The sequence below is a fragment of the Dokdonella sp. genome, from assembly GCF_051958935.1.
Classification (GTDB): domain Bacteria; phylum Pseudomonadota; class Gammaproteobacteria; order Xanthomonadales; family Rhodanobacteraceae; genus Dokdonella_A.
Window position 1 is genome coordinate 16588 of sequence record NZ_JBQCFP010000099.1, and the last position, 26488, is coordinate 43075.

General features: G+C 68.2%; 14 protein-coding genes, 1 tRNA gene and 2 riboswitches. Of the genes, 6 read left to right on the top strand and 9 right to left on the bottom strand.

The window, feature by feature from the left end:
• Window positions 1–31: 31 nt before the first annotated feature.
• From ACTHK2_RS08730 to rnr, 5 genes are all read right to left on the bottom strand, one after another.
• Window positions 32–673 (bottom strand): formate dehydrogenase subunit gamma, encoded by a 642-nt coding sequence (locus tag ACTHK2_RS08730; protein WP_440245318.1) that lies wholly within the window; start codon window positions 671–673, stop codon window positions 32–34.
• Entirely contained in the window at window positions 670–1572 is a 903-nt protein-coding gene (gene fdxH / locus ACTHK2_RS08735) for a formate dehydrogenase subunit beta (protein WP_440245319.1), read from the bottom strand. The genes ACTHK2_RS08730 and fdxH overlap by 4 nt, the downstream gene beginning before the upstream one ends.
• 10 nt (window positions 1573–1582) lie before the next feature.
• A complete protein-coding gene (gene fdnG, locus ACTHK2_RS08740) occupies window positions 1583–4651 on the bottom strand; it encodes a formate dehydrogenase-N subunit alpha (protein ID WP_440245320.1) in 3069 nt (1022 codons plus the stop codon).
• A 269-nt stretch (window positions 4652–4920) separates the two neighbouring features.
• Window positions 4921–5667: a 23S rRNA (guanosine(2251)-2'-O)-methyltransferase RlmB gene (gene rlmB, locus ACTHK2_RS08745; RefSeq protein ID WP_440245321.1), complete on the bottom strand. Its 747-nt coding sequence runs from the start codon at window positions 5665–5667 to the stop codon at window positions 4921–4923.
• Between the two features lie 238 nt (window positions 5668–5905).
• Window positions 5906–8284 carry a ribonuclease R gene (gene rnr / locus ACTHK2_RS08750; RefSeq protein ID WP_440245322.1) on the bottom strand — a complete coding sequence of 793 codons (2379 nt, stop codon included), beginning with the start codon at window positions 8282–8284 and terminating at the stop codon, window positions 5906–5908.
• A gap of 219 nt (window positions 8285–8503) precedes the next feature.
• Between rnr and ACTHK2_RS08755 the strand changes: the two genes are divergently transcribed.
• Window positions 8504–8588 (top strand) — tRNA-Leu (locus ACTHK2_RS08755).
• Window positions 8589–9072: 484 nt separating this feature from the next.
• Window positions 9073–9159: riboswitch (glycine riboswitch) on the top strand.
• A gap of 1 nt (window position 9160) precedes the next feature.
• Window positions 9161–9269, top strand: a riboswitch (glycine riboswitch).
• A 47-nt stretch (window positions 9270–9316) separates the two neighbouring features.
• Entirely contained in the window at window positions 9317–12229 is a 2913-nt protein-coding gene (gcvP, locus tag ACTHK2_RS08760; protein WP_440245323.1) for an aminomethyl-transferring glycine dehydrogenase, read from the top strand.
• Between the two features lie 59 nt (window positions 12230–12288).
• Here gcvP and ACTHK2_RS08765 read toward each other — a convergent pair whose 3' ends face one another.
• Together ACTHK2_RS08765 and ACTHK2_RS08770 are read right to left on the bottom strand one after the other, a co-directional pair.
• The gene (locus ACTHK2_RS08765) at window positions 12289–12987 is read right to left on the bottom strand and encodes an alpha/beta hydrolase family protein (protein WP_440245324.1); all 699 of its coding nucleotides are present in this window, start codon (window positions 12985–12987) and stop codon (window positions 12289–12291) included.
• Window positions 12980–13696, bottom strand: coding sequence for a DUF72 domain-containing protein (locus ACTHK2_RS08770; RefSeq protein ID WP_440245325.1), 717 nt, complete (start codon window positions 13694–13696; stop codon window positions 12980–12982). Before ACTHK2_RS08770 ends, ACTHK2_RS08765 begins: the two co-directional genes overlap by 8 nt.
• A 30-nt stretch (window positions 13697–13726) precedes the next feature.
• On the opposite strand from ACTHK2_RS08770, the gene ligD reads away from it, so the two are divergent.
• From ligD to ACTHK2_RS08785, 3 genes are all read left to right on the top strand, one after another.
• Window positions 13727–16510, top strand: coding sequence for a non-homologous end-joining DNA ligase (gene ligD, locus ACTHK2_RS08775; RefSeq protein WP_440245326.1), 2784 nt, complete (start codon window positions 13727–13729; stop codon window positions 16508–16510).
• Between the two features lie 114 nt (window positions 16511–16624).
• Window positions 16625–17527 carry a non-homologous end joining protein Ku gene (ku, locus tag ACTHK2_RS08780; protein ID WP_440245327.1) on the top strand — a complete coding sequence of 301 codons (903 nt, stop codon included), beginning with the start codon at window positions 16625–16627 and terminating at the stop codon, window positions 17525–17527.
• A gap of 6 nt (window positions 17528–17533) precedes the next feature.
• A complete protein-coding gene (locus ACTHK2_RS08785) occupies window positions 17534–18340 on the top strand; it encodes a tetratricopeptide repeat protein (RefSeq protein WP_440245328.1) in 807 nt (268 codons plus the stop codon).
• A 3-nt stretch (window positions 18341–18343) separates the two neighbouring features.
• Here the strand turns inward: ACTHK2_RS08785 and ACTHK2_RS08790 are convergent, their stop codons facing one another.
• Window positions 18344–20083, bottom strand: coding sequence for an ATP-binding response regulator (locus ACTHK2_RS08790; protein WP_440245329.1), 1740 nt, complete (start codon window positions 20081–20083; stop codon window positions 18344–18346).
• Window positions 20068–25773 (bottom strand): HAMP domain-containing protein, encoded by a 5706-nt coding sequence (locus ACTHK2_RS08795; RefSeq protein ID WP_440245330.1) that lies wholly within the window; start codon window positions 25771–25773, stop codon window positions 20068–20070. The genes ACTHK2_RS08790 and ACTHK2_RS08795 overlap by 16 nt, the downstream gene beginning before the upstream one ends.
• Window positions 25774–26051: 278 nt before the next feature.
• On the opposite strand from ACTHK2_RS08795, the gene ACTHK2_RS08800 reads away from it, so the two are divergent.
• On the top strand, window positions 26052–26294 hold the full coding sequence (locus ACTHK2_RS08800) for a hypothetical protein (RefSeq protein ID WP_440245331.1): 243 nt from the start codon (window positions 26052–26054) through the stop codon (window positions 26292–26294).
• The last annotated feature ends 194 nt before the right edge of the window (window positions 26295–26488 follow it).

Genomic DNA, 26488 nt, shown 5'->3' on the forward strand with positions numbered 1-26488 from the left:
GCGCGCGGCGGTCCAGCGATTTCTTGCGACGCTACTCGCGACCCCAGCCACGCAGCACGTCGCGGAACCAGGCGTGATGGTGCTTCCACGCCCAGCCTGGCGACACCGTCCCGCGCGTCATCGCGCGCACCGAGCCCTTGACCCAGATCGCCGCGTAGACATGCACGACGATCGCGCATATGAGCACGGTCGCGGCGACCGCATGCGCGACCGCGGCGAGGCGGACCAGCCCGATCGGGAACAGCAGCGAGAAGTACGCGCGCCAGATCACGATCCCCGACAGCAGCAGCGTGACGAGGCAGAGCACGATGAGGAAGAACAGCAGTTTCTGCCCGGCGTTGTAGCGACCGACCTCGGGCAGGTTCTCCTCGCGGTTGGCGACGACGTCGCGCCAGCCACGCAGCCACTGGCCGTCGCGCCGCTCGAGGCGGTTCGCGCGGCCGACCGTGGCTGCGAGCACGGCGAAGGCGATGGCCATGAACACCCCGATGAACGGATGCAGGATGCGCGTCCAGGTGCCGCCGCCGAACAGGCCCGAGAGCCAGAACAGCGCGGGATGGAACAGCGCGAGCCCCGACAGCGCGAGCAGCACGAAACTGATCGCGACGAGCCAATGGTTGATCCGCGTCGGGGCGCGGTACCGGACGATCAGCGGTGGCCTCTGCGCGTTCATCGCGGTTCCTCCATCTCGCGGCGGGCCGCGGCTTCGTCGTCCTCGTCGACCTCGTTCGGGCCGATGCCGATGTAGTGGAGGAAACCGGCGAACGCGGTCGCCGCGATCGCGAACAGCGCAAGCGGCTTGCTCATGCCCTTCCAGAGGCCGACCATAGCGCTGATCTTCGGCTCGGCCGGCAGGTTTGCGTAGAGCTGCGGCTGGTCGGCGTGGTGCAGCACGTACATCACGTGCGTGCCGCCGACGCCGGCCGGGTCGTAGAGACCGGCCTGTTCGAAGCCCCGCGAGCGGAGATCCTCGATGCGCTCCGCGGCGTGCTGCTTCATGTCGTCCTTGGTGCCGAACACGATCGCGCCGGTCGGGCACGTCTTCACGCACGCAGGCTCGAGCCCCACCGCGACGCGATCCGAGCAGAGCGTGCACTTGTACGCCTTGCCATCGCGTTTGGAAATGCGCGGGACATCGAACGGGCAGCCGGTGACGCAGTAGCCGCAGCCGATGCAGTTCTCCTCGTGGAAATCGACGATGCCGTTCGCGTACTGCACGATCGCGCCGGGCGCGGGGCACGCCTTGAGACAGCCGGGGTCGGCGCAGTGCATGCAGCCGTCCTTGCGGATCAGCCATTCGAGATCGCCGCCGGCCGTTTCATGCTCGGTGAAGCGCATCAGCGTCCAGCTGTGCTCGCTGAGGTCGGCCGGATTGTCATAGTGGCCGGTGCACGTGCCGATCTCGTCGCGCAGGTCGTTCCATTCCATGCATGCGACCTGGCACGCCTTGCAGCCGATGCACTTGGTCACGTCGATGAGCTTGGCCACCTCGCCCGTGTGTGCTTCGCGCACCTGCGGCGACGGCGTGGTGGTGGCCGAGCGGCGCACGATGTCCAGCGATTGCAGTGCCATGGCGGGCTCCTCAAGCCTTCTCGACCTTAACCAGGAACGACTTGAACTCGGGCGTCTGCGAATTGCCGTCGCCGACCACCGGGGTCAGCGTGTTGGCGAGGAAGCCCGCCTTGGCGACGCCCGTGAAGCCCCAGTGGATCGGGATGCCCACCGTGTGCACGGTGCGGCCGTCGACGGTGAGCGCCTTGATGCGCTTGGTCACCATCGCGACCGCGACGATGTGTCCGCGGTTCGAGCTCACCTTCACGCGCGTGCCATTGCCGATGCCGAGTTCGTTGGCGAGCGCCTCGCCGATCTCGACGAACTGCTCCGGCTGGAGGATCGCGTTGAGGCGCACGTGCTTGGTCCAGTAGTGGAAATGCTCGGTGAGGCGATAGGTGGTCGCGACGTGCGGGAACTGCTCGGCCTTGCCGAACGCCTCGCGGTCGTCCTTGAACACGCGCGCGGCCGGGTTGCTGATTGCCCGTGGCTGGTCGGGGTTGAGCAGGTTCCTGCCGAGCGGTGTCTCGAAGGGCTCGTAGTGCTCGGGGAACGGCCCCTCGGCCATCGCGCCGCGCGCGAAGAAGCGCGCGACGCCCTCGGGGTTCATGATGAACGGGCCCATACCGCCGGCCGGGTCCTCGTCCGCCTTGAAGTCGGGGACGTCCGCCCCTCCCCACGCCGCACCCTTCCACGCGACGAGCGTGCGCTCCGGGTTGAAGGGTTTGCCCGCCGGATCGCACGACGCACGGTTGTAGAGGACGCGCCGGTTCGCCGGCCACGACCACGCCCAATTGATGGTCTGGCCGATGCCGGTCGGGTCGGAACTGTCGCGGCGGGCCATGAGGTTGCCGGTCGGCCCCCACGCGCCACAGAAGATCCAGCAGCCGCTCGACGTGCTGCCGTCGTCGCGCAGCTCGCCGAAGCCGGCGAGCTGTTCGCCGGCCTTGCGCACGATCTTCGTCGGGTCCTTCGGATCGGCGAGATCCTTGAGTGCGCTGCCCGAATACTCGCGCGCGAGTTCCTCCGGTGCCGGGCTGTCGGCACGCGCGTACTTCCAGGCGAGATTGACGATCGGGTCGGGGAAGGCACCGCCTTCTTCGCGATATGCCTTGCGCAGGCGCGTGAACAGGCCGGCCATGATCTCGAGGTCGCTGCGCGCCTCGCCAGGCGGATTGGCGCCCTTCCAGTGCCACTGAAGCCAGCGCGAGGAGTTGGTCAGCGAGCCGTCTTCTTCGGCGAAGCACGTGGTCGGCAGGCGGAACACCTCGGTCTGGATCTTCGACGGATCGACGTCGTTGTGCATGCCGGCATTGCGCCAGAACTCGGACGTCTCCGTCGCGAGCGGATCCATGACGACGAGGAATTTCAGCTGCGCCAGGCTCGCATCCATCTTCGCCTTGTTCGGCGCGGCGGCGAGCGGATTGAAGCCCTGGCAGATGTAGCCGTTGACCTTGCCCTGGCTCATGAGCTCGAACGTCTGCAGCATGTCGTACGGCTTGTCGAGCTTGGGCAGGTAGTCGTAGCCCCAGTGGTTCTCCGCGGTCGCCGCGTCGCCCCACCATGCCTTCATGAAGCTCACGAAGAACTTGCCGTAGTTCTGCCAGTAGCTGAGCTGGTTCGGCCGCAGCGGTTTCTGCGCTCGCGCGGCGAGGTACGCGTCGTAGTCCTGCTCGGCCTCGTTCGGCAAGGTCATGTAGCCGGTCAGGAGGTTCGACATCAGGCCGAGGTCGGTCAGGCCCTGGATGTTGGAATGGCCGCGCAGCGCGTTCATGCCGCCGCCGGCGACGCCGATGTTGCCGAGCAGCAGCTGCACCATCGCACCGGTGCGGATCATCTGCGAACCGATCGAGTGCTGCGTCCAGCCGAGCGCGTACATGATGGTCATCGCGCGCGTCGGCGTCGCGGTCGAGGCGATCATCTCCCAGATCCGCAGCACCTTGTCCTTCGGCGTGCCGCACACCCGCTCGACCATCTCCGGCGTGTAGCGCGCGTAATGCTGCTTGAGCAGCGAATAGACGCAGCGCGGGTCGGAGAGGGTCGGATCGGTGCGTACGTAGCCGTCGTCACCCAGTTCGTAATCCCAGCTCGACTTGTCGTACTTGCGCTTCTCCGCGTCGTAGCCCGAGTACAGGCCCTGTTCGAACGCGAACGCATCCTTCACGATGAAGGAGAGGTCGGTGTAGTTGACGACGTACTCGCGCTGGATCTTGTCGTTGGCGAGCAGGTAGGCGATGAGCCCGCCGAGGAACACGATGTCCGTGCCCGGCCGGATCGGCGCATAGACGTCCGCCACCGACGCCGAGCGCGTGAAGCGCGGGTCGACGACGATGAGCTTCGCCTTGTTGTGTGCCTTCGCTTCGGTGACCCACTTGAATCCGCACGGGTGCGCCTCGGCGGCGTTGCCACCCATGATGAGGACGAGGTCGGCATTCTTGATGTCGACCCAGTGATTCGTCATCGCACCTCGGCCGAACGTCGGGGCAAGACCTGCCACCGTCGGGCCGTGTCAGACACGCGCCTGGTTGTCGAATGCGAGGAGTCCGAGCGAGCGCGCGACCTTGTGCGTGAGGTAACCGACTTCGTTGCTGCTCGCCGACGCGGCGAGCATGCCGGTGGTGAGCCAGCGGTTCACGGTCTGCCCTTGCGCGTTCTTCGCGACGAAGTTCGCGTCGCGATCCTGTTTCATGAGTTTGGCGATGCGGTCGAGCGCATCGTCCCAGCTGATGCGCTGCCATGTGTCGGAACCCGGAGCGCGGTACTCGGGGTATTTGAGGCGGCTCTCGCTGTGGATGAAGTCGATCAGCGCGGCGCCCTTCGGACACAGCGTGCCGCGGTTGACCGGGTGATCGGGGTCGCCCTCGATGTGGAATATCGACGCCTGCGCGTTCTTCGCGCGGTCGCCGAGCCCGTACATGAGGACGCCGCAGGCGACCGAACAGTAGGGACACGTATTGCGCGTCTCGGTCGCGCGGGCGAGCTTGAACTCGCGCACTTCGGCCAATGCGGGCCCTGGCGAGAAGCCGAGCAGGCCGAGACTGGAACCCACCAGCGTCGCGCCGGTGACCTTCAGAAACTGACGCCGGGTCAGATCCGTCATCGCAGGCTCCCACACGGGTTGCAGGACCGCCCGAGTGTATGCCTGCGCGGCACCGGCCGCCATACGACCTTCGGGGATCTGCTCCGAGCGTTGCCTCGCCCGGGAAAGCCGGGGTAGCAGGATGTTGAAAAAGGCGCTATCCAGCGCTTTTTCAACTCAGCGAGTCCGGCGCATGTCCGGACTCGCTTCCGCGATTCAACGACGCGCGTCGTCGACTCGCGAGCGATCCATCCCTGGATCGCGTCGGCAGGCTGTTTTTCAACAGCCTGCTAGCCCCGGGCGGAACGCTGGCGCAGCGCCTCGAACAACACGATGCCGGTCGCGACCGATACGTTGAGGCTCTCGATGTCGCCCCGCATCGGTATCTTCGCGACGAAGTCGCAGTTTTCGCGTGTGAGGCGGCGCATCCCCTCCCCTTCGCTGCCGAGCACGAGCGCGATCGGCCCGTCGAGGTCGACCGCGTACACCGACTGTTCGGTGTCGCCGGCGAGGCCGACCAGCCAGACGCCGGCGTCCTTGAGTGCCTTGAGCGCGCGCGCGAGGTTGGTCGCGGCGACGATCGGCACGCGGTGGGCCGCGCCGGCCGACGCGCGGCGCACGGTCGGCGTCACGCCGACCGCGCGATCCTTCGGCACGAGCACCGCGGTCGCGCCGGCCGCCTCGGCGCTGCGCAGGCACGCGCCGAAGTTGTGCGGGTCGGTGACGCCGTCGAGGACGAGGAACAGCGCATCGCGCCCGGCCTTCTCGGCCAGGCCCGGCAAGGCCGAATCGGCGAGCGGCGCCGGTGCGTCGTAGCGCGCGACGACGCCCTGGTGGCGCGCGCCACCGGGCATGCGATCGAGCGCGGCGCGATCGCGCGCGTGCGGCTTGACTCCCAGCTCGCGCGCACGCTCGCCGAGCTCCTTCACGCGCGCGTTGTGGCTGCCGCTCTCGATGTACAGCTCGACGAGATGGTCGACGTCGTGGTTCAACGCGGCCTCGACCGCGTGGATGCCGATCAGGAGTTCGTGGCTCATCGAGGGTTGGGGGGTGGGATGGGGTTGCGAAGCGTAACGCTGGTGGCGGGGTTTGTGGGTACGGCGCGAGGGCTGAGGGCAGAAGAGATCGCGGCTTCCGCCCCACAGAAGCGGCGCCCATCTCGTCCGTCCACCCCGAGGCCTTGAGCCGCCCTGCCCCCGACCCACACGAATGGGCTTTGTGGGAGCGGCGGCGATGCTTTCCGGCCCCCAGCTGGGCCCTCAACCCTCGAGCGCGCTAGCGCACGAGCCGGAAATCGATCTTCCGGTCCTCGAGGCTCGCACGCAGCACCTGCACGCGCACCTCGTCGCCGAGGCGGAAGCGCAGGCCGCGCCGTTCGCCGGTGAGCAGGCGTCGCGTCGCATCGAAGTGGTAGTAGTCGTTCGGCAGCTGCGTGATGTGCACGAGGCCGTTGATCTTCGACTCGGTCAGTTCGACGAACAGGCCGAACGAGGCGACGCCGGAGACGATGCCGGCGAACTCGCTGCCGACGTGCTTCTCCATCCAGGCGCACTTGTAGCGTTCGTCGACGTCGCGTTCGGCCTCGTCGGCGCGCCGCTCGTTCTGCGAGCAATGCACGCACAGGCTCGCCATCGTGCTCGGGCTGTACTCGTAGGCGGCCGGCTTGCCGCCTGAAAGCGCATACCGAATCGCGCGGTGCACGAGCAGGTCCGGGTAACGGCGGATCGGTGAGGTGAAGTGCGTGTACGAGTCGAGGCCGAGGCCGAAATGGCCCGGGTCGTCGGGCTGATAGACGGCGAGGCTCTGCGAGCGCAGCAGCACCGATTCGATCAGGCTCGCGTCGGGCCTCTTGCGCACCTTCTTCAGCAACGCCGAGAAATCGCCCGGGGTTACCTGTTCGATCGGCGGCAGGGTCAGCTTGAACTCGCGCAGGAACTCGAGCAGGTCGTCGTACTTGGACGCCGGCGGCGGCGCATGCACGCGGTACGGGGTCGGGATGCGGCGCTTCTGCAGGTACTTCGCCGCTTCGACGTTGGCGGCGATCATGCACTCCTCGATGAGCTTGTGCGCGTCGTTGCGCTCGTACGCACCGAGCTGCACGACCTCGCCGCCCGCGCCGAGGCGGAATGCGACTTCGTTGCTCTCGAAGTCGATCGCGCCGCGCCGCTGGCGCGCCTTCGCGAACAGCTTGTAGAGCTGGTGCAGGTGCCTGAGCTGGGGCATCACGTCGGCGAGTTCGGCGCGCGCATCGCCGTCCTTGAGGCCGATCGCGCGCCAGACCTTGTCATAGGTGAGGCGCGCATGCGAACGCATCACGGCAGGATAGAACTTCGAGCGCTCGACTTCGCCCTCGTGGTCGACCTGCATCTCGCAGACCATGCACAGGCGCTCGACCTTCGGGTTGAGCGAACAGATGCCGTTCGACAGCGTCTCCGGCAGCATCGGCACGACGAAGCCCGGGAAATACACCGAGGTCGCGCGGTTGTACGCCTCGTCGTCGAGCGGCGTGCCCGGCCGCACGTAATGCGAAACGTCGGCGATCGCGACGACCAGGCGAAAGCCGCGTTCGTTCGGTTCGGCGTACACCGCGTCGTCGAAATCCTTGGCATCCTCGCCGTCGATCGTGACCAGTGGCGTGTCGCGCAGGTCGACGCGCCCCTTGCGCTCGGCCGACGACACCTCCGGTTCGACCTGCGCGGCGTCGCGCAGCACCGCGGCCGGCCATTCGTGCGGCAGGTCGTGGCTCGCGATCGCCATCTCGACCACGAGCGAGGGCGTCAGGCGCTCGCCGAGGACGGTCAGGATGCGTCCCATCGGGCCGCGCTGCACGGTCGGCTGGTCGGTGATCTCGACGACGACGATCTGGCCCGAACGCGCGCCGCGGTCCTTGCCCGGCGTGATCAGCACGTCCTGGTGCAGGCGCCGGTCGTCGGGCGTGACGAGCACGAGGCCGTTCTCCTCGATCACGCGCCCGACCAGGCGCGGCGAGCGACGCTCGAGTACTTCGACGATCGCGCCCTGGCTGCGTCCGCGCCGGTCGACGCCGACCACGCTCGCGAGCACGCGATCGCCGTGCAGCACCTTGCGCATCTCGGCCGGCGACAGGTACAGGTCTTCGCCGCCTTCGTCGGGTCGCAGGAAGCCGAAACCTTCCGCGTTGGCGATCACGTTGCCGCGGATGAGGTCGAGCTTGGTCGCGACGCCGTAGCCGCCGCGCCGGTTCTGGATCAACTGACCGTCGCGCAGCATCGCGGCGAGGCGGCGCGTGAGCGCATCGAGGTCCTGCGCCGCGGACAACTGCAGCGCGCGCGCGATCGCCTCGATCGTCATGAGTTCGCCGCGCTGCTCGAGCAGGGCGAGGATCGCCTCGCGGCTCGGAATCGGCCGCTCGTAGCGGCTCGCTTCGCGCTCGGCGTGCGGGTCGTGCACCGCGGGCTGGGCGCCCTTGCGCGGCGGCAGCGGCGGCAGGCGTTCGGGCATGAATTTCGGCAGCGGCCGCTTGCCGGGGCCGCGCGCTTCGCCGCGCCCGGCGCTGGCGGCGGCCTTGGCCGGGCCGCGCGCGGGTTTCGTCTTGCCCTGTCCGGCGCGCTTGCCGGGGCCGCGCGGGTTGCGCGCGTCAGGCGTGCGTGAATCCGTCGTTCTTCTTCTTTTCAATGTGATTCCCTTTGGTTCGATGGCAGCGTCGCCGAGCGGATGCGCGATTGCAAGCCGCGACCGGCCTGCCCGTGGATCCTGTGCGCGCAACGGAGCGGTCAGCCCCCGCGCTGTCGTCGGCGGCTTTGCGGTGCGCCGGCGGCGCCGCCTTCCCGCGTTGACAGCCCGCGGGCCGGCCAGTATCGTTCGCGCCCCCGGTCAGGTCCGCCTGCCCGGCGGGCCCAGGTGGCGGAATTGGTAGACGCACTAGTTTCAGGTACTAGCGGGTAAAACCGTGGAGGTTCGAGTCCTCTCCTGGGCACCAACACATGATTGCAGGACGTGCCACAAAGTCCCTTAATCCTTCTGAAACCCGCCGATCTGGCGGGTTTTTTGTTGTTGGTCATGCCAACGGGTGCCAGTCGGTGCCAGCCAAGCCAGGGCGCTTCGGGTACACGTTTGGGTACAACTTTGGCGGGAGTGCCGGGACGGGACGACGGGGTTGGTCCCACTGTGCACCTAAACCCCTGCGGACCCGCTACCCGCAGGCGCTTTCCCCAAGCGCCTGCTCGTCGTCGAGCGATCCGATCGACGCGTCGCGCCGAACGGCCAATGGCTCATGCGCTTGCCGCGTTCCGGCGCGCGCATCCACTGCGCACTGCGATCGCGCGGCGCCGGCACACCCCTGCCTCCAGTGCTCCGGCGTCATCGCCCACCCGCGCGGAGACCCGCGGACGACCTGACCACCACGCCCCGGCCCGCGTCGGCACGCCTTTGTCGGCGGGGAACCGCTATACTTCGCGCGTCCACGGTTCGCGGTGGGAGAAGCGGCGCCTGGCGCCGCTGCCGAAGGCGCAACGCCCGTAATCGCTCAGGCCCTGTACCACCGCGCACGGACACTCTGGAGAGACCGGCCTTCCCCGTCGGAAGGAGCCGGCGCCGAAGGGGCACGAAGCCGCCGCCCGCGAAGGCCGGTTTCCAAACTCTCAGGCAAAAGGACAGAGGGGCGCCCGGCGTGCGGCCTCGCACGCGCCACAGCGGACCCCTTTTGCCATGACCCAGACATCCAAGCCTTCCCTGCGCGAGCTGGAGCACCACGCCGCGTTCATCGAGCGCCACATCGGCCCGAACGACGCCGAGATCGCGCACATGCTGCAGACGATCGGCCACGCCTCGCTCGATGCGATGACCGACGCGATCGTGCCCGCCTCGATCAAGTCGCCCGGCCCGCTCGCGCTGCCCGCGCCGCTGACCGAGGTCGAGGCGATCTCGAAGATCCGCGCGATCGCGGACAGGAACCGCGTGTTCAAGTCGTGGATCGGCCAAGGCTACTACGGCACGCACACGCCGAACGTCATCCTGCGCAACATCCTCGAGAATCCCGCGTGGTACACGGCGTACACGCCTTACCAGGCCGAGATCTCGCAAGGCCGCATGGAAGCCTTGATCAATTTCCAGACGATGTGCGCGGACCTCACCGGCATGGAGATCGCGAACGCGTCCCTGCTCGACGAGGCGACCGCATGCGCCGAGGCGATGACGCTCGCCAAGCGCTCGTGCAAGTCGAAGTCGAACCGCTTCTTCGTCTCGGCCGGCGTGCATCCGCAATCGATCGAGGTGGTGCGCACGCGCGCCGAGCCGCTCGGCATCGAGGTCGTCATCGGCAAGGACGAGGACGCGGCCGGCACCGATGCGTTCGGCGTGCTTCTGCAGTATCCCGATACGTTCGGCCACGTCGGCGACTACCAGGCGATCGCCGACGCCGTGCACGCGCGCGGCGGCCTCGTCGCGGTCGCGACCGACCTGCTCGCGCTGACCGTCATCGCCGCGCCCGGCGAATGGGGCGCCGACATCGTCGTCGGCAATTCGCAGCGCTTCGGCGTGCCATTCGGTTACGGCGGCCCGCACGCGGCGTTCATGGCCTGCCGCGACGCCTACAAGCGCTCGATGCCCGGCCGCCTCATCGGCGTGTCGGTCGACGCCGAGGGCAAGGCCGCCTATCGCCTCACCCTGCAGACGCGCGAGCAGCACATCCGCCGCGAAAAGGCGACCTCGAACATCTGCACCGCGCAGGTGCTGCTCGCGGTGATGGCGAGCATGTACGCGGTCTACCACGGCCCCGAAGGCCTCGTGCGCATCGCGCGCCGCGTGCACCGTTTCGCGGCGATCCTCGCCGCGGCGCTGCGCAAGGCCGGCGCGACGGTCGGCGGCGACCACTTCGACACGCTGCACGTGAGCGGCATCGATGCCGCCGCGGTGCACGCGAAGGCCGAGGCGGCGCGCATCAACCTGCGCCCGCTCGATGCCGGCAGCCTCGCGCTCAGCCTCGATGAAACGACCACGCGGGAGGACATCGTGCAGCTCGCCGCGCTGTTCGGTGCGCGCATCGACGACATCGACGCGCTCGACGCGGCGACCGCGGATGCGCTGCCTGCGACGTTGCAGCGCCGCTCCCCCTTCCTCACGCATCCGGTGTTCAACACGCACCACAGCGAGCACGAACTGCTGCGCTACATGCGCGCGCTCGCCGACAAGGACCTCGCGATGGATCGCACGATGATCCCGCTGGGCTCGTGCACGATGAAGCTCAACGCGACCGCCGAGATGATCCCGGTGACCTGGCCGGAGTTCTCGGCCATCCACCCGCTCGCTCCGGCGGCGCAGGCACAGGGCTACAAGGACCTCATCGACGGCCTCGAGGCGATGCTGGTCGAGTGCACCGGTTACGACGCGGTGAGCCTGCAGCCGAATTCCGGCGCGCAGGGCGAGTACGCGGGCCTGCTCGCGATCCGCGCGTACCATCGCTCGCGTGGCGACGACAGGCGCGACATCTGCCTGATTCCCGAATCCGCGCACGGCACCAACCCCGCGTCGGCGCAGATGTGCGGCATGCAGGTGGTCGTGACGAAGTGCGATGCGAACGGCAACGTCGATGTCGCCGACATCCGCCGCGCGGCCGAGAAATACAGCGACCGCCTCGCCGCGATCATGATGACCTACCCGTCCACGCACGGCGTGTTCGAGGAGGACGTCGTCGAGATCTGCCGCATCGTCCACGAGCACGGCGGGCAGGTCTACACCGATGGCGCCAACATGAACGCGCTCGTCGGGGTCGCCAAGCCGGGCAAGTGGGGTTCGGACGTCTCGCACCTCAATCTGCACAAGACCTTCTGCATCCCGCACGGCGGCGGCGGCCCCGGTGTCGGCCCGTGCGCGGTGAAGTCGCATCTCGCGCCGTTCCTGCCGAAGGCGTTCGGCGATGGCGCGATGCGCACCGGGGGAACCGGTAACGGCCCGATGGTCAGCGCCGCGAGCTTCGGCTCCGCCTCGAGCCTGCCGATCAGCTGGATGTACTTCGCGATGATGGGCGCGCAGGGCCTGCGCAAGGCGACCCAGGTCGCGCTGCTCAACGCGAACTACATCGCGACGCGCCTCGCACCGCACTACGAGACCCTCTACACGGGACGCAATGGGCTCGTCGCGCACGAGTGCATCCTCGACCTGCGCCCGATCAAGGACGCGACCGGCATCAGCGCGGAGGACGTCGCCAAGCGCCTCATCGATTTCGGTTTCCATGCACCGACCCTGAGCTTCCCGGTCGCTGGCACCCTGATGGTGGAGCCGACCGAGAGCGAGTCGCTGCACGAACTCGACCGCTTCATCGACGCGATGATCCAGATCCGCGAGGAGATCCGTGCGATCGAGGACGGTCGCCTCGACCGCGAAGACAACCCGCTCAAGCACGCGCCGCACACCGCGACCCAGGTATCGGCCTCGGAATGGACGCACGCCTACCCGCGCGAACTCGCCGCGTTCCCGCTGCCGGTGCTCAAGCAGCAGAAGTACTGGCCGCCGGTCGCGCGCGTCGACAACGTCTACGGCGACAAGAACGTGATGTGTGCGTGCATCCCGGTCGAGGCGTTCAAGGGCGAAATCGAGGCGTTCAGCGAACCGAACGTCGCCTGAGTTCCCTCCGGCAGTGGCGACGAAGGCCCCGCACACGCGGGGCCTTCGTTCTTCCACCGCTATCGCGCGTCGATCCACGCGACGAACGCAGCGAGCACCTCGTGCAATACGTCGGAATCGGTGGGGCCGCTGCGCGCGGGCACGTGGAACGAATGGTCCGCGTGCTCGATCTCGTGCAGCGTGACCGTGGCGCCGAGACGCCCGACCAGCGACCGCAGCAGCCCGGGCGTCGCGAGATCGTCGCGCATTCCCTGCAGGAATAGCATCGGCACGTGCACGTCCGACAGGTGCGCGGCCCGCTCGTCCGAGGGCTTGCCGGCCGGATGCAACGGAAACCCGAGGAAGACGACCCCACGCACGCCGCCGAGCGGTTCGAGCGCCTGCGCCTGCGAGGTCATGCGGCCGCCGAACGACTTGCCGCCCGCGAACAGGGGCAGGCCCGGCCAGCGTCGCGCCGCCTCCGCGACGGCCGCGCGCACGGCCGCGTGCGCGATCTTCGGCGCATCGGGCCGCTTCGAGCCACGCTCCATGTACGGGAACTGGTAACGCAGGCTCGCGATGCCGCGCCCGGCGAGACCCTCAGCGACCGCCGTCATGAACGGGTGCGCCATGCCCGCACCGGCGCCATGCGCGAACACGTACGCGGCGCGCGCGTTCAGAGGCGTGATCGCGAGCGCGGACACGGCTTCGCCGCCCGATGCGATCGATACCGCGATCGCCTCGTCGATGTTCCGGCCGCTCCCGCGCGCACTAGCCATGCGCTGCCTCCACTCCGCGCAGCAGCGCCGTCGCGTATGCGGGCGCCGTCGGTTCATGCATGAAGTACGCGTAGGCGTCCGTCCATGAAGTGGCGCGCAGGCGTCGCGCCCATTGCGCGAGCGCGTCGTCGGAATAGTCTTCCAGGCGCAGCCGTACGTAACCCCAGGGCGCGGTCTCGACCAGCGGCGGCGGTGCATCGTCTTCGCGTTCGGACAGGCACAGGGCGGCGCCCGCGCCTTGCAACGCTGCGTAGACGTCGTCGTCGAACCAGCTGTCGTGGCGGAATTCGAATGCGGCGCGATGATCGGCCGGCAGCACGGCGAGGAATTCGCCGAGCCGCGCGAGGTCCTTGCGGATGAACGGCGGCAACTGGAACAGCACCGGTCCGCGTTTGGCGCCGAGCGATTCGAGCGTGCGATAGAGGTAGGCGACCGGATCGGCGGCAGCATCCGCCTTGAGCCGCGCGTCGTGCGTGATGCGCCGCGGCGCCTTGATCGCGAAGCGGAAGCCGTCCGGCGTCGTCGCGGACCAGGCCTCCAGCACCGATGCTTTCGGCATCTGGTAGAAGGTATTGTTGATCTCCACCGTGGGCAGGCGCGCGGCATACCAGGCGAGCATGCCGTCGGGCTTCATCGTCCCGGGGTAGAAGCTTCCCTTCCACTCCTTGAACGAGTAGCCGCTCGCTCCCGCCCACAGTCGTGCTGTCATGGCCCGGTCCTCGTCCGACGCGAAACACACATGGCGAAACTCGGCGAATATTCCGCGAAGCGCCGCTTCGAAGCCACCCCCGAGCCGAGGCCCGAGGTGCGCGGGGACGCCGCTGGCCCGCTGCTGTTCGTCGTGCAGCAGCACTCGGCGCGCCACCTGCACTACGACTTCCGCCTCGAGTGCGATGGCGTGCTGCTGTCGTGGGCGGTGCCGCGCGGCCCCTCGCTCGACCCGAACGACAAGCGGCTCGCGGTGTTCGTCGAAGACCATCCGTACGACTACGCCTCGTTCGAGGGCGTGATTCCGCCCGGCCAGTACGGCGCGGGCGAAGTGATCGTGTGGGATTGCGGCGTGTACAGCCCGGACGAGGGCGGCACCGCGTTCGACGACCGCGCGCAGGCGCAGCGCCGCGTGCGCGAGGAACTCGCTGCCGGCAAGCTGAGCATCCAGTTGCGTGGCGAAAAGCTCAAGGGCTCGTTCGCGCTCGTGCGCACGAAGGATGCGAAGACCTGGTTGCTGATCAAGCACAAGGATCGCTACGCCGGCCCGCACGACGTCGACGCCCAGCCGCACTCGGTGCTTTCGGGCGTCGAGGTGAAGGACCTCAAGGTCGTGCCCGTGCAGCGCCAGCCTGCGGCACGCCTCGTGCCTGCAGGCGCGCACGCCCCGATGCCGGCGCCGTTCGCGCCGATGCAGGCCGAGACGGGCACGAAGGCGTTCCGCGACCCGGGCTGGTTGTGGGAACCCAAGCTCGACGGCTATCGCGCACTCGTCTACGTCGACGAACGCGGCGTGCGCATGCGCTCGCGGCGCGGGCTCGAACTCGCGCCGACCTTCCCGCGTCTCGCCGCGGAGTTGCAACAGCAGGGCCCGCACGGCGTCGTCCTCGACGGAGAGATCGTCGCGTTCGACGCGGATGGGAGGCCTTCGTTCAACGCATTGCAGAATCGCTTCCAGCTCAAGAACGCACGCGAGATCGCCGTGGCGGACAAGGCGACGCCGACGCTGTTCTTCGCGTTCGACCTGCTGCATTTCGCCGGCATCGACCTGCGCCGCATGCCGTACGCCGACCGCCGCCGTTACCTCATGCAGTGCCTGCTGCCCTCACCGCTCGTGCAGCGCGTCCACGCGGACGAGGACGGCCCCGCACTCGAAAGCGCCGCGCTCGCGAGCGGGTTCGAAGGCGTGATCGGCAAGCGCAAGGACAGCCGCTACGAAGCCGGCAAGCGCCTGCCGGCCTGGCTCAAGGTGAAGCCGGTACGCAGCGCGGAGTTCGTGATCGGCGGCTACACGCGCGGCAAGGGCTCGCGTGAGACGCTCGGCTCGCTGCTGATTGGCTATCACGAGGATGGAGAGCTGCGCTTCGCCTCGCACGTCGGCTCTGGGTTCGACGCCCGTTCGCTCGACGAACTGGAAGCGCGCCTGCAGGCGCTGCGCACGCGCACGTGCCCGTTCGCGAACCGGCCCGTGGTCAACGGTCCGGCCACCTGGGTGAAACCGGAACTCGTCGCCGAGGTCGAATACCAGAGCTGGACCGGCGACGGCTCGCTGCGCGCGCCGGTGTTCCTGCGCCTGCGCGACGACATCGATCCGAAAACCGTGCGACGCAGCGAGCCGCTGGCACCACCGGGCGAAGCTGCGGGCGACGCGAAACCGGCCGCGTCCGCGCGCAAGCGCCGCCACGCCGAAGCGGCCGAGCCGCGCTCGCCGGTGCGGAAAACAATCGGCGGCGCGGCGCCCGTGGATGCGCGCATCGGCGAAGTCCTCGCCCAGCTCGAGCAGCCGAAGAACACCCTAGAACTCGTCGTCGGCACCGAGCGCATCCGCCTCACCCATCTCGATCGCGTCTACTGGCCGGCCGACGCCGCGCTGAAACAGCCCGCGCTGACCAAGCGCGACCTGCTGCGCTACTTCGCGCAGGTGTCGCCGCTGATCCTGCCGCACCTCGCCGACCGGCCGCTGACGATGATCCGCATGCCGGACGGCATCGGTGGCCAGCGATTCTTCCAGAAGCACTGGGAACAGGCGCGCCCCGCGTTCACGCGCACGATCACCGTGTTCTCCGAGCACCGTGACGAGCAGCACGACTACCTCGTCTGCAACGATCTCCCGACCCTGCTCTGGCTTGCCCAGTCGGGCACGCTCGAGTTCCACGTCTGGCATTCGCGCGCGAAGGTCGGTCCGGATTCGGTTTCGAAGTCGACGGACTTTTCGAGTTCGCTCGAAGCCCTCGAGGCTTCGGTGCTGAACTACCCCGACTACGTCGTTTTCGACATCGACCCGTACATCTATTCGGGCAAGGAAGCCAAGGGCGCAGAACCCGAACTCAACACCGTCGCGTTCGAAAAGGGCAAGGAAGTCGCCTTCGCGCTGCGCGAGCTGCTCGGCGAAATGAAGCTCGACCCGATCGTGAAAACCTCCGGCAAGACCGGCCTGCACGTGTTCGTGCCGATCGAACGCACGCTCGATTTCGACGATGCGCGCCGCGTCAGCGAACTGGTAAGCCGGCATCTGCTCAGGCGTCGTCCGAAGGACATCACGATGGAATGGAGCGTGCAGAAACGCACCGGCAAGATTTTCATGGACCACAACATGAACGTGCGCGGCAAGACGCTCAACTCGGCCTATTCGCCGCGCGGCGTCGCCGGAGCGCCCGTGTCGATGCCGCTCAGTTGGGCCGAGCTCGAAAAGGCCCACCCCCTCGACTTTACCGTAACAAATGTGGTAAAGACATTGATTCAAAAGGGAGATCGCTGGGCGGACATACTCGATCGCAAGCAGGACCTGGACCGCGTGCTCGGCTCGAAGCGCTGAGCAGGCGCGCCACCCCGCTCGCACCCGGCGCCAGCTTCCGTACATGCGCGCATGCGCACCATCGACACGGCCGTCCCGATGGCGAGGCGGCAGGCGCAGGAACCGGAGACCACCATGGCTGCACGATCCATCGCGTCGCTGAGCATCTCGTTCGGTCTGGTCTCGATTCCGGTGAAGCTGTATTCAGCCACCGAGGCGAGCCAGAAGATCTCCTTCAACCTGCTGCACAAGGGCTGTGGTTCGCGCCTCAAGCAGCAGATGATCTGCGCACTCGAGGGCGTGCCGGTCGCGCGCGAGGACACGGTCAAGGGCTACGAGTTCGCCAAGGACCAGTACGTCGAATTCACCTCGGAGGAACTCAAGGCGCTCGAGGAAGCCGGCAGCCACGCCGCCGACATCGCCGAATTCGTGCCGATTTCTGCGGTCGACCCGGTCTACTTCGACAAGGCGTACTACCTCGCGCCGGACAAGGGCGGTGCCAAGCCGTACGCGCTGTTCGCCAAGGCGCTGCGCACGTCCAAGCGCTGCGCGATCGGGCGCTGGGCGACGCGCGGCAAGCAGTACATCGTGATGATCCGCCCGGTCGAGGATGGCCTCGTCATGCAGCAGCTCCTGTACGCGAACGAGGTACGCTCGATCAGCGAGATCGACATCGCGACGACCGACGTACGCGATGCCGAGCTCAAGCTCGCGCAGCAGCTCATCGACCAGCAGAGTTCGAGCACCTGGGACCCGCGCGAATACAAGGACGAAGTGGGCGCGCGCATCGAAGCGGCCGTGCAGCAGAAGGTCGAAGGCCACCAGATCACGCTCGCCGAGGAACCCGAACAGGGCGGCGCGCAGATCATCGACCTCATGGAGGCGCTGCGCGCGAGCCTCGAGCGCAAGGGCGGCGCGGCTCCCGCGAAGGGCGCGGCGACGAAGGCGGCCGCCAAGCCCGCGCGCAAGCCGGCCAAACGCGCCGAAGCGGCCCCGGAAGCCAGCCCGAAACGCAAGGCCGTGCGCAAGGCGAAGTAGGACACGATGCACGCGTACGGCGTCAGCGACGTCGAGAAACTCCTTCGCCTGCCTCGCAGCACGATCCGCGCGCTCATCGCCGCGGGATTCGTCGCACCCGCGCGCGGGGCGCGCAATGCATGGCAGTTCTCGTTCCAGGACCTCATCGTGCTGCGCACCGCGCAGGCACTCGCCGCGGCGAACATCCCGCAGCGGCGCATCGTGCGCGCGCTGAAGGACTTGCGCAGCCGCCTGCCGGAGGAAATGCCGCTTTCCGGGCTCAGCATCGGCGCGATCGCCGACGAAGTCGTCGTGCGCGAAGGCGGCGCGCGCTGGGCGGCCGAATCGGGGCAGTACCTGCTCGCGTTCGAGAGCGGCCCCGAAGAGGGGTCCCTGCGCGTGATCGATCCGGCACCGGCGCGCGCGGCGCGCGACGACAGCGCTGGCGACGACACACTCGAACGGCGTGACAGCGCCGCCGCGCTCGCCGCCTACGACGCGGCGATCGCCGCCGATCCCGGCCGCGTCGACGCGCGCATCAACAAGGGCCGCCTCCTGCACGAACTCGGGCGCTACGAAGAAGCCGTGCGCACATACCTCGACGCGCTGCAGAGCGGCGTGCACGACGCCCTGCTCCACTACAACCTCGGCGTCCTGCTCGACGACCTCGATCGCAAGCCGCAGGCGCGCAAGGCCTACGAAGCCGCCCTCGCGCTCGATCCCGGGATGGCCGACGCGCACTACAACCTCGCGTTGCTGTGCGAGGAGCTCGACCAGCCGCGCGAAGCGATCCGCCACATGGCGCAATATCGGCGCCTGCTCGCCGGCGGCTGAACCTCACTCGTCGCCGCAGAGCTTCTGTACCTGGGCCAGATCGATCGGCTTGACGAAGTGGAAGTCGAAGCCGGCCCGGCGCGTGCGCTCGCGGTCGGCAGGCTGGCCCCAGCCGGTCAATGCGACGAGCCGGATCGAGGCGCCGAACCGCTCGCGGATCATGCCCGCCAGTTCGACACCGCCCAGCCGCGGCATGCCGAGATCGACGAATGCGATCTGCGGGCGGAACGCGGCGATCACGTCCACCGCGAGCAACGGATCGTACACGGCGCGCGCTTCGTGGCCGAGCATCTGCAGCGTCAGCGCGAGCATGTCGGCCGCGTCGTGGTTGTCGTCGACGATCACGACCTTGCGCGCCGCACCGGGTGCACGCGCATCCTGGGGCGCCGACGCCTCGCCCGCATCCGCGGCGACGCACGGCAGTTCGATCGTGAAGCGCGCGCCGCGACCGCGCCCTTCGCTGTGCGCCGTGACGACGCCACCGTGCATCTCGACTAGGCGCTTGACCAGCGTGAGCCCGATGCCGAGGCCTCCCTGCGCGTGCTCGCGTGCATCGCCGACCTGCACGAACAGGTCGAACACGTTGCACAGGTCGGCGGCCGCGATGCCGATCCCGTCGTCGGTCACCTCCACGCGCACGCACGCACCGTCGCCGCGCGCGGCGAGCGTGATCGTGCCGCCGGGCGGCGTGTACTTGCTCGCATTGTTCAACAGGTTGCCGACCACCTGTGCGAGGCGCTGCGGGTCGCCGTGCACGTGCACGGGCTCGGCCGGCGATTCGAGCGTGAAGGCCTGCCGACGCTGCTCGATCGACGGCAGGATCATGTCGCGCGCCGCGGCGAGTACGGCGCCGATCTCGACGCGCTCGCGCTTGAGTTCGATGCGGTCGTAGGTGATGCGCGACACGTCGAGCAGGTCGTCGACGAGGCGCACGAGCTGGCGCACCTGACGATCGATGACTTCGAGCGTGTGCCGCACCGTCGGTTCGTCGAGCGACGGGCCGCCGAGCACGGCCACCGCGCTGCGGATCGGGGCGAGCGGATTGCGCAGTTCGTGCGCGAGCGTGGCGAGGAACTCGTCCTTGCGCCGGTCGAGCTTGCGCAGGCTCGCGGCGAGCTGCAGCGACACCTGCTCGGCATGGCGGCGCTCGGCCACTTCGCTTTCGAGGGCGGCATTGGCTTCCGAGAGCTTGGCATTGGCCGCCGCGAGCGTTTCCGACAAGGCCTGGAACTCGCGCGCGCGTTCGGTCTGCAAGGCGAGATTCGCCTGCACGAGGTTCGCGTTCTCGCCGGCGAGGCTCTGGTTGAGCGCGCGCAGCTCGCGCCGCCGCCGGTACAGCTCCACCAGCACCGCGACCTTGCCGCGCAGGATGTCCGGCACCAGCGGAATCTGCACGTAGTCGATCGCGCCCATGCGATAGCCCTGCAGCCGGTCCAGTTCGCCGACGTGCACGCCGGTGACGAAGATGATCGGCGTGTTCTCGAAACGCGGGTGCGCATGGATGAGCCCGGCCGTCTCGAAGCCGTCGAGGCCGGGCATGCTCACGTCGAGCAGGATTACCGCGAACTCCGCCTCCATGAGCCGGCGCAGCGCCTCCTCGCCGGACTGCACCGCGACCAGTTCCTCGCCGAGGGGCGCGAGGATCGCCTCGTACGTGAGCAGCCGCGCCGGCTGGTCGTCGACGAGCAGGATGCGCGCCCGATCGGGCGGCGCTTCGGACGGCGGGCTCAGCGATGCAACCATTGCCGCAGTACCGACAGGAGCTGGTCGGTGTTGACCGGCTTGGCCAGGTAATCGGACGCACCCGCCTCGAGGCATTTCTCGCGATCGCCACGCATCGCCTTGGCGGTGAGCGCGATGATCGGCAGCGAGCGGAAGCGCGCGTCGTTGCGGATCGCCCGCGTCGTCTCGTAGCCGTCCATCTCCGGCATCATGATGTCCATCAGCACGAGCGCGACATCCGGAGTCGCCTGCAGCAGGTCGATCGCCTCCTGCCCGGTCGACGCGGTCGAAACGACCATGCCGTGGCGCTCGAGCACGCTCGACAGTGCGAAGATGTTGCGCACGTCGTCGTCGACGACGAGCATGCGCTTGCCGGCGAGCACCTCGTCGGTCTCGTGCAGGCTCTGCAGCATGCGCTGCTGGTGCGGCGGCAGGTCGGCGATGACACGGTGCAGGAACAGCGCGGTCTCGTCGAGCAGGCGTTCGGGCGACTGCACGCCCTTGATGACGACGCTCTTGGCGACCCGCTTGAGCGCGGCACTCTCCGCGTCGCTGAGGTCCTTGCCGGTGAACACGACCACCGGCACGTCGCGCAGCACCGGATCCGCCTGGACGCGCTCGAGGAGCTCCGAACCGGACATGTCCGGCAGGCGCAGGTCGAGCACGACGCAATCGAAGCGCTCTGCCCGGATCGCGTCGAGCGCGGCCGAGCCGTTCGACACGCTGGCAATCTCGACGTCGTCGTGGCGGATCAGTTCGACGATGCTCATGCGCTCGGCATCGTCGTCCTCGACCACGAGAAGGCGCTTGGGCCGCGGCGCGACGAAGTCCTTGATGCGCGTGAGCGCGGCGGTCAGCCCTTCGGTCGTGACCGGCTTGTTGATGAACGAGAACGCGCCGCGCTCGAGTCCCTGCTGGCGCTCGTCTTCGATCGTGACGACCTGCACCGGGATGTGGCGCGTCGCCGAATCCTGCTTGAGCCGGCTGAGCACGGTCCAGCCGAGCACGTCGGGCAGGAAGATGTCGAGCGAGATCGCGGTCGGCAGGTATTTGCGCGCGAGGGCGATCGCCTCGATGCCGCGCATCGCGACGATGCCCCTGAAACCGTTCTCGCGCGCGAGGTCGAGCAGCACCTTCGCGTAATGCGGGTCGTCCTCGACGATCAGCAGCACCGGCTCGCCGGCAACGATCGCCGCGCGGTCGTCCTCGACTTCCTCGGCGCGCGGTGCCGGCAGCGGCACGGGCGGCGTCGACCGCTCGGCGGCGAATCCGTCGACCGCGACGGCCGGGCCGACGTAACGCAGCGGCAGATACAGCGTGAACGTGCTGCCTTCGCCGACCGCGCTGCTCAGCTGGATCTCGCCGCCCAGGAGGTTGGCGAGCTCGCGGCTGATCGCAAGGCCGAGGCCGGTGCCGCCGTACTTGCGCGACGTGCCCGCATCCGCCTGCTGGAACGCCTCGAAGATGATGCGCTGCTTCTCCGCGGGGAGGCCGATGCCCGAATCGCGCACCGCGAACGCCACCACCACGGGCACGGTGCCGAGCACCGCATGGTCCGCCGTCCAGCCCGAATGCGCAACGCTCACGTCGCAGGAGACGGTGCCGTGGTCGGTGAACTTGAACGCATTCGACAGCAGATTCTTCAGCACCTGCAGCAGGCGCTTGGGGTCGGTCACCATCGATGCGCCGAGCGCGCTGTCGAAGCGGGTCACGAAGCGCAACTTGCGGCGCTCCGCCTCATGGGCGAAGTTGCGCTCGATCATGTCGCGAAGCTGCGCGAACGAGAGTTCCTCGGTATCGACCGTGACCGTGCCGGACTCGATCTTCGACAGGTTGAGGATGTCGCTGATGAGGTTGAGCAGGTCCGTGCCCGCGGCGTGGATCGTGTGCGCGAACTCGACCTGCTTGCTGGTGAGATTGCCCTCGACGTTGTCGGAAAGCTGTTGCCCGAGGATGAGGATGCTGTTGAGCGGGGTGCGCAGCTCGTGCGACATGTTGGCGAGGAACTCGGACTTGTAGCGCGACGCAAGCGCGAGTTCCGCCGCCTTTTCCTCCAGCGCCCTGCGCGCCTGCTCGATTTCGCGGTTCTTGCGCTCGACTTCGGCGTTCTGCTGCGCGAGCAGCTTCGCCTTGAGCGCGAGCTCGTCGTTGGTCTGCTGCAGTTCCTTCTGCTGCGCCTGCAGCTCGCCGGCGAGCTGCTGCGACTGCGACAGCAGGCCTTCGGTGCGCATCGTCGCCTCGATCGTGTTGAGGACGATGCCGATGCTGCCGGTGAGCTGCTCGAGGAACGCGAGGTGCGACGGCTTGAACTCGCCGAGGCTGGCGAGCTCGATCACCGCCTTGACCTCGTTCTCGAACAGCACGGGAATGACGATCACGCTGCGCGGCGACGCCTCGACCAGCCCGCTCGCGATGCGGATGCGCTCGTCGGCGATCTCGGTGAGCAGGAGGCTGCGGCGCAGCTGCGCGCATTCGCCGACGAGGCCCTGGCCGAGGCGGTAGCGGCGCGGCTTGCCACCCGGCGGGTCGTCGGCGTAGCCGTAGATCTGCTGCAGGAACGAGGTTCCGCGCTCGCTCTCCATCACGTACATCACGCCCTGATGCGCGTCGACGAGCGGCACGAGTTCGGACAGCAGCGTGCGCACGACCTCGAGCAGGTCGCGTTGGCCCTGCATCATGCCGCTGAAGCGCGCGAGGTTGGTCTTGAGCCAGTCCTGCTCCGTGTTGCGCTCGGTGGTCGCGCGCAGGTTGCCGATCATCGCGTTGATGTTGTCCTTGAGGTCGGCCACCTCGCCGCGCGCTTCCACCTGGATCGAGCGCGTGAGGTTGCCCTGCGTCACCGCGGTCGCGACCTCGGCGATCGCGCGCACCTGGTTGGTCAGGTTCTCGGCGAGCAGGTTCACGTTCGCCGTCAGGTCCTTCCACGTTCCCGCGGTTCCCGGCACCTTCGCCTGGCCGCCGACGCGGCCCTCGACGCCGACCTCCCGCGCGACCGTGGTCACCTGCTCGGCGAAGATCGCCAGCGTGTCGGTCATGCTGTTGATCGTGTCGGCGAGCGCCGCGACTTCGCCCTTCGCCTCCACCGTGAGCTTCTGGCCGAGGTCGCCGTTGGCGACCGCGGTGACCACCTTGACGATGCCGCGCACCTGGTTGGTCAGGTTCGCCGCCATCACGTTGACGTTGTCGGTGAGGTCCTTCCAGGTGCCGGCCACGCCGGGAACGGTCGCCTGGCCACCGAGCTTGCCTTCGGTGCCGACTTCGCGCGCGACGCGCGTGACTTCCGCGGCGAAACCGTTGAGCTGGTCGACCATCGTGTTGATCGTGTTCTTGAGCTCGAGGATCTCGCCCTGCGCATTCACCGCGATCTTGCGCGAGAGGTCGCCGCGCGCGACCGCGGTGGCGACTTCGGCGATGTTGCGCACCTGCGTGGTCAGGTTCGACGCCATCGAATTGACGTTGTCGGTGAGGTCCTTCCAGGTGCCGGCGACGCCGGGCACGGTGGCCTGTCCGCCGAGCTTGCCTTCGGTGCCGACCTCGCGCGCGACGCGCGTGACTTCCGCGGCGAAGCCGTTGAGCTGGTCGACCATCGTGTTGATCGTGTTCTTGAGCTCGAGGATCTCGCCGCGCACGTCCACCGCGATCTTGCGCGACAGGTCGCCGCGCGCGACCGCGGTGGTCACCTCGGCGATGTTGCGCACCTGCGTGGTCAGGTTCGACGCCATCGAATTGACGTTGTCGGTGAGGTCCTTCCAGACGCCGGACACGCCCTCCACCTGTGCCTGGCCACCGAGGTTGCCTTCGGTGCCGACTTCGCGCGCGACGCGCGTGACTTCCGCGGCGAAGCCGTTGAGCTGGTCGACCATCGTGTTGATCGTGTCTTTCAGCTCGAGGATCTCGCCCTTCACGTCGACGACGATCTTGCGCGAGAGATCGCCGAGCGCGACCGCGGTCGTCACCTCGGCGATGTTGCGCACCTGGTCGGTGATGTTGGACGCCATCGAGTTGACGTTGTCGGTGAGGTCCTTCCAAGTGCCGGCGACGCCGGGTACCTGCGCCTGGCCGCCGAGCTTGCCCTCGGTGCCGACCTCGCGCGCGACGCGCGTCACTTCCGCGGCGAAGCCGTTGAGCTGGTCGACCATCGTGTTGATCGTGTCTTTCAGCTCGAGGATCTCGCCCTTCACGTCGACGGTGATCTTGCGCGACAGGTCGCCACGCGCGACCGCGGTGGTCACCTCGGCGATATTGCGCACCTGCGCGGTGAGGTTCGACGCCATCGAGTTGACGTTGTCGGTGAGGTCCTTCCAAGTGCCGGCGACGCCGGGTACCTGCGCCTGGCCGCCGAGCTTGCCCTCGGTGCCGACCTCGCGCGCTACGCGCGTCACTTCCGACGCGAACGACCGCAGCTGCTCGATCATCGTGTTCAGCGTTTCCTTGAGGTCGAGCATCTCGCCGCGCACGTCCACGGTGATCTTGCGCGACAGGTCGCCGTTGGCGATCGCGGTCGCGACCTCGGCGATGTTGCGCACCTGGCCGGTGAGGTTGGACGCCATCGAATTGACGTTGTCGGTGAGGTCCTTCCAGGTGCCGGCGACGCCGGGCACCGCGGCCTGGCCGCCGAGCTTGCCTTCGGTGCCGACCTCGCGCGCGACGCGCGTCACTTCGGCGGCGAAGCCATTGAGCTGGTCGACCATCGTGTTGATCGTGTCCTTCAGCTCGAGGATCTCGCCCTTGACGTCGACGGTGATCTTGCGCGACAGGTCGCCGCGCGCGACCGCGGTCGTCACCTCGGCGATGTTGCGCACCTGCGAGGTCAGGTTCGTCGCCATCGCGTTGACCGAGTCGGTCAGGTCCTTCCAAGTGCCCGCGACGCCGGGCACGATCGCCTGGCCGCCGAGCTTGCCGTCGGTGCCGACCTCGCGCGCGACGCGCGTGACCTCGGACGCGAAGCCGCGCAGCTGGTCGACCATCGTGTTGATCGCTTCCTTGAGCTGCAGGATCTCGCCGCGCACGTCGACCGTGATCTTGCGCGACAGGTCGCCGCTCGCGACCGCGATCGTCACTTCGGCGATGTTGCGCACCTGCGCGGTCAGGTTCGACGCCATCTGGTTGACCGAGTCGGTCAGGTCCTTCCACACGCCGTAGACGCCCTTCACCTGCGCCTGCCCGCCGAGGCGGCCCGCGGTGCCGACTTCGAGCGCGACGCGCGTCACTTCGGCGCTGAACACGCTGAGCTGCTCGATCATCGTGTTGACGATCGTCGCCGAGCGCAGGAATTCGCCTTCGAGCGCGCGGCCGTCGACCTGCAGGTCGATCAGGCGCGTGAGATCGCCGCGCGCTACGCCGGAGATCGCGAGCGTCATGCGTTCGGTCGGCCACAACAGGTCGTCGATGAGCGTGTTGACCGACCGCTCCATCGCCTGCCATGCGCCGAGCCGGCTCGCGCCGACGACGCGCTCGCTGGTGCGGCCGCGCTTGCCGACCGCGGCGCCGACGCGCTCGAGCTCGTCGGCCATGCGCCGGTTGTTCATGACGATCTCGTTGAGCGTGTCGGCGAGTTTGCCCTCGATGCCCGCCCAGTCGCCGGGCATGGTCACGCCGAAGTTCCCGTCGCGTACGGCCTGCATCACGCGCAGCAGTTCACGCAGCATGTCGCCGGGCCCGGCACTCGCCTGCGGCGGGCTCGCATCCACGTCGTCGGCCGTCCGCGGCATGGCCGCAACCGCGGCTGCCGTCTTGCGTCGAGTCGCCATGCGAACCCCCGAATGCGCCTGGATCAAACGCTTGTAGCTTACCCATTCGTGGCGACGTGCACAGCGCGAAAAAAGGTTCCCGCTGTGTGAAGAAATTTCCCACTTCCGTGCTCGAGCACCCGATCACCCAGCGCTGGGGATTGCGTTTTTTGCGCAATGTGCCGCCCGAGTACGCGACTGGCACGACGCGTGCTACGCACTCGAAGGGGACGGCTTCATCCGTCCAACGGAGAGGGACAATGGGGATCTGGACCACGACCGCGCAAGGTTTGCCGGGCGAGGATGAAGCCGTCCAATTCATCATCGGTGCGCGCAACGTGCCGCTGCGCGGCCGCTACCGCCGCGGCGAGTTCGCGACACGCTGGTGGAGCTATCCGGTCTGCAGCGTCGAGAGCTGGTGCGTGCTCGAGCGTGACGCGGGGATCGTATCGCGCTCGATGCCCGCCTGCGCGTTCGACGAACGCATTGCCGCCGCCATCTGAACCCACCGCCTTTGCAGCACCCGAGGTTCCTTCCCTCCCCCGATGCCCGGACCGCCCTTCCCCGCGCGCGCCCCGCATCCGAACCTCGGCCCTTGAAGACTGCCTCCGGGCAGTCTTTTTTTGCGAACGAAACATGAATCACGCCGGCCCGGGCGAGCCTCGCCGCGGCCGAATGCGGTATGTTCCCCAAGTGT

Coding starts and splice junctions, on each gene's coding strand:
- ACTHK2_RS08765 (WP_440245324.1), bottom strand. CDS start 12,987: ATGGCTAGTGCGCGCGGGAGCGGCCGGAACATCGACGAGGCGATCGCG.
- rlmB (WP_440245321.1), bottom strand. CDS start 5,667: ATGAGCCACGAACTCCTGATCGGCATCCACGCGGTCGAGGCCGCGTTG.
- ACTHK2_RS08785 (WP_440245328.1), top strand. CDS start 17,534: ATGCACGCGTACGGCGTCAGCGACGTCGAGAAACTCCTTCGCCTGCCT.
- ACTHK2_RS08790 (WP_440245329.1), bottom strand. CDS start 20,083: ATGGTTGCATCGCTGAGCCCGCCGTCCGAAGCGCCGCCCGATCGGGCG.
- ACTHK2_RS08795 (WP_440245330.1), bottom strand. CDS start 25,773: ATGCCGCGGACGGCCGACGACGTGGATGCGAGCCCGCCGCAGGCGAGT.
- ACTHK2_RS08730 (WP_440245318.1), bottom strand. CDS start 673: ATGAACGCGCAGAGGCCACCGCTGATCGTCCGGTACCGCGCCCCGACG.
- gcvP (WP_440245323.1), top strand. CDS start 9,317: ATGACCCAGACATCCAAGCCTTCCCTGCGCGAGCTGGAGCACCACGCC.
- ACTHK2_RS08770 (WP_440245325.1), bottom strand. CDS start 13,696: ATGACAGCACGACTGTGGGCGGGAGCGAGCGGCTACTCGTTCAAGGAG.
- ACTHK2_RS08800 (WP_440245331.1), top strand. CDS start 26,052: ATGGGGATCTGGACCACGACCGCGCAAGGTTTGCCGGGCGAGGATGAA.
- ligD (WP_440245326.1), top strand. CDS start 13,727: ATGGCGAAACTCGGCGAATATTCCGCGAAGCGCCGCTTCGAAGCCACC.
- ku (WP_440245327.1), top strand. CDS start 16,625: ATGGCTGCACGATCCATCGCGTCGCTGAGCATCTCGTTCGGTCTGGTC.
- fdxH (WP_440245319.1), bottom strand. CDS start 1,572: ATGGCACTGCAATCGCTGGACATCGTGCGCCGCTCGGCCACCACCACG.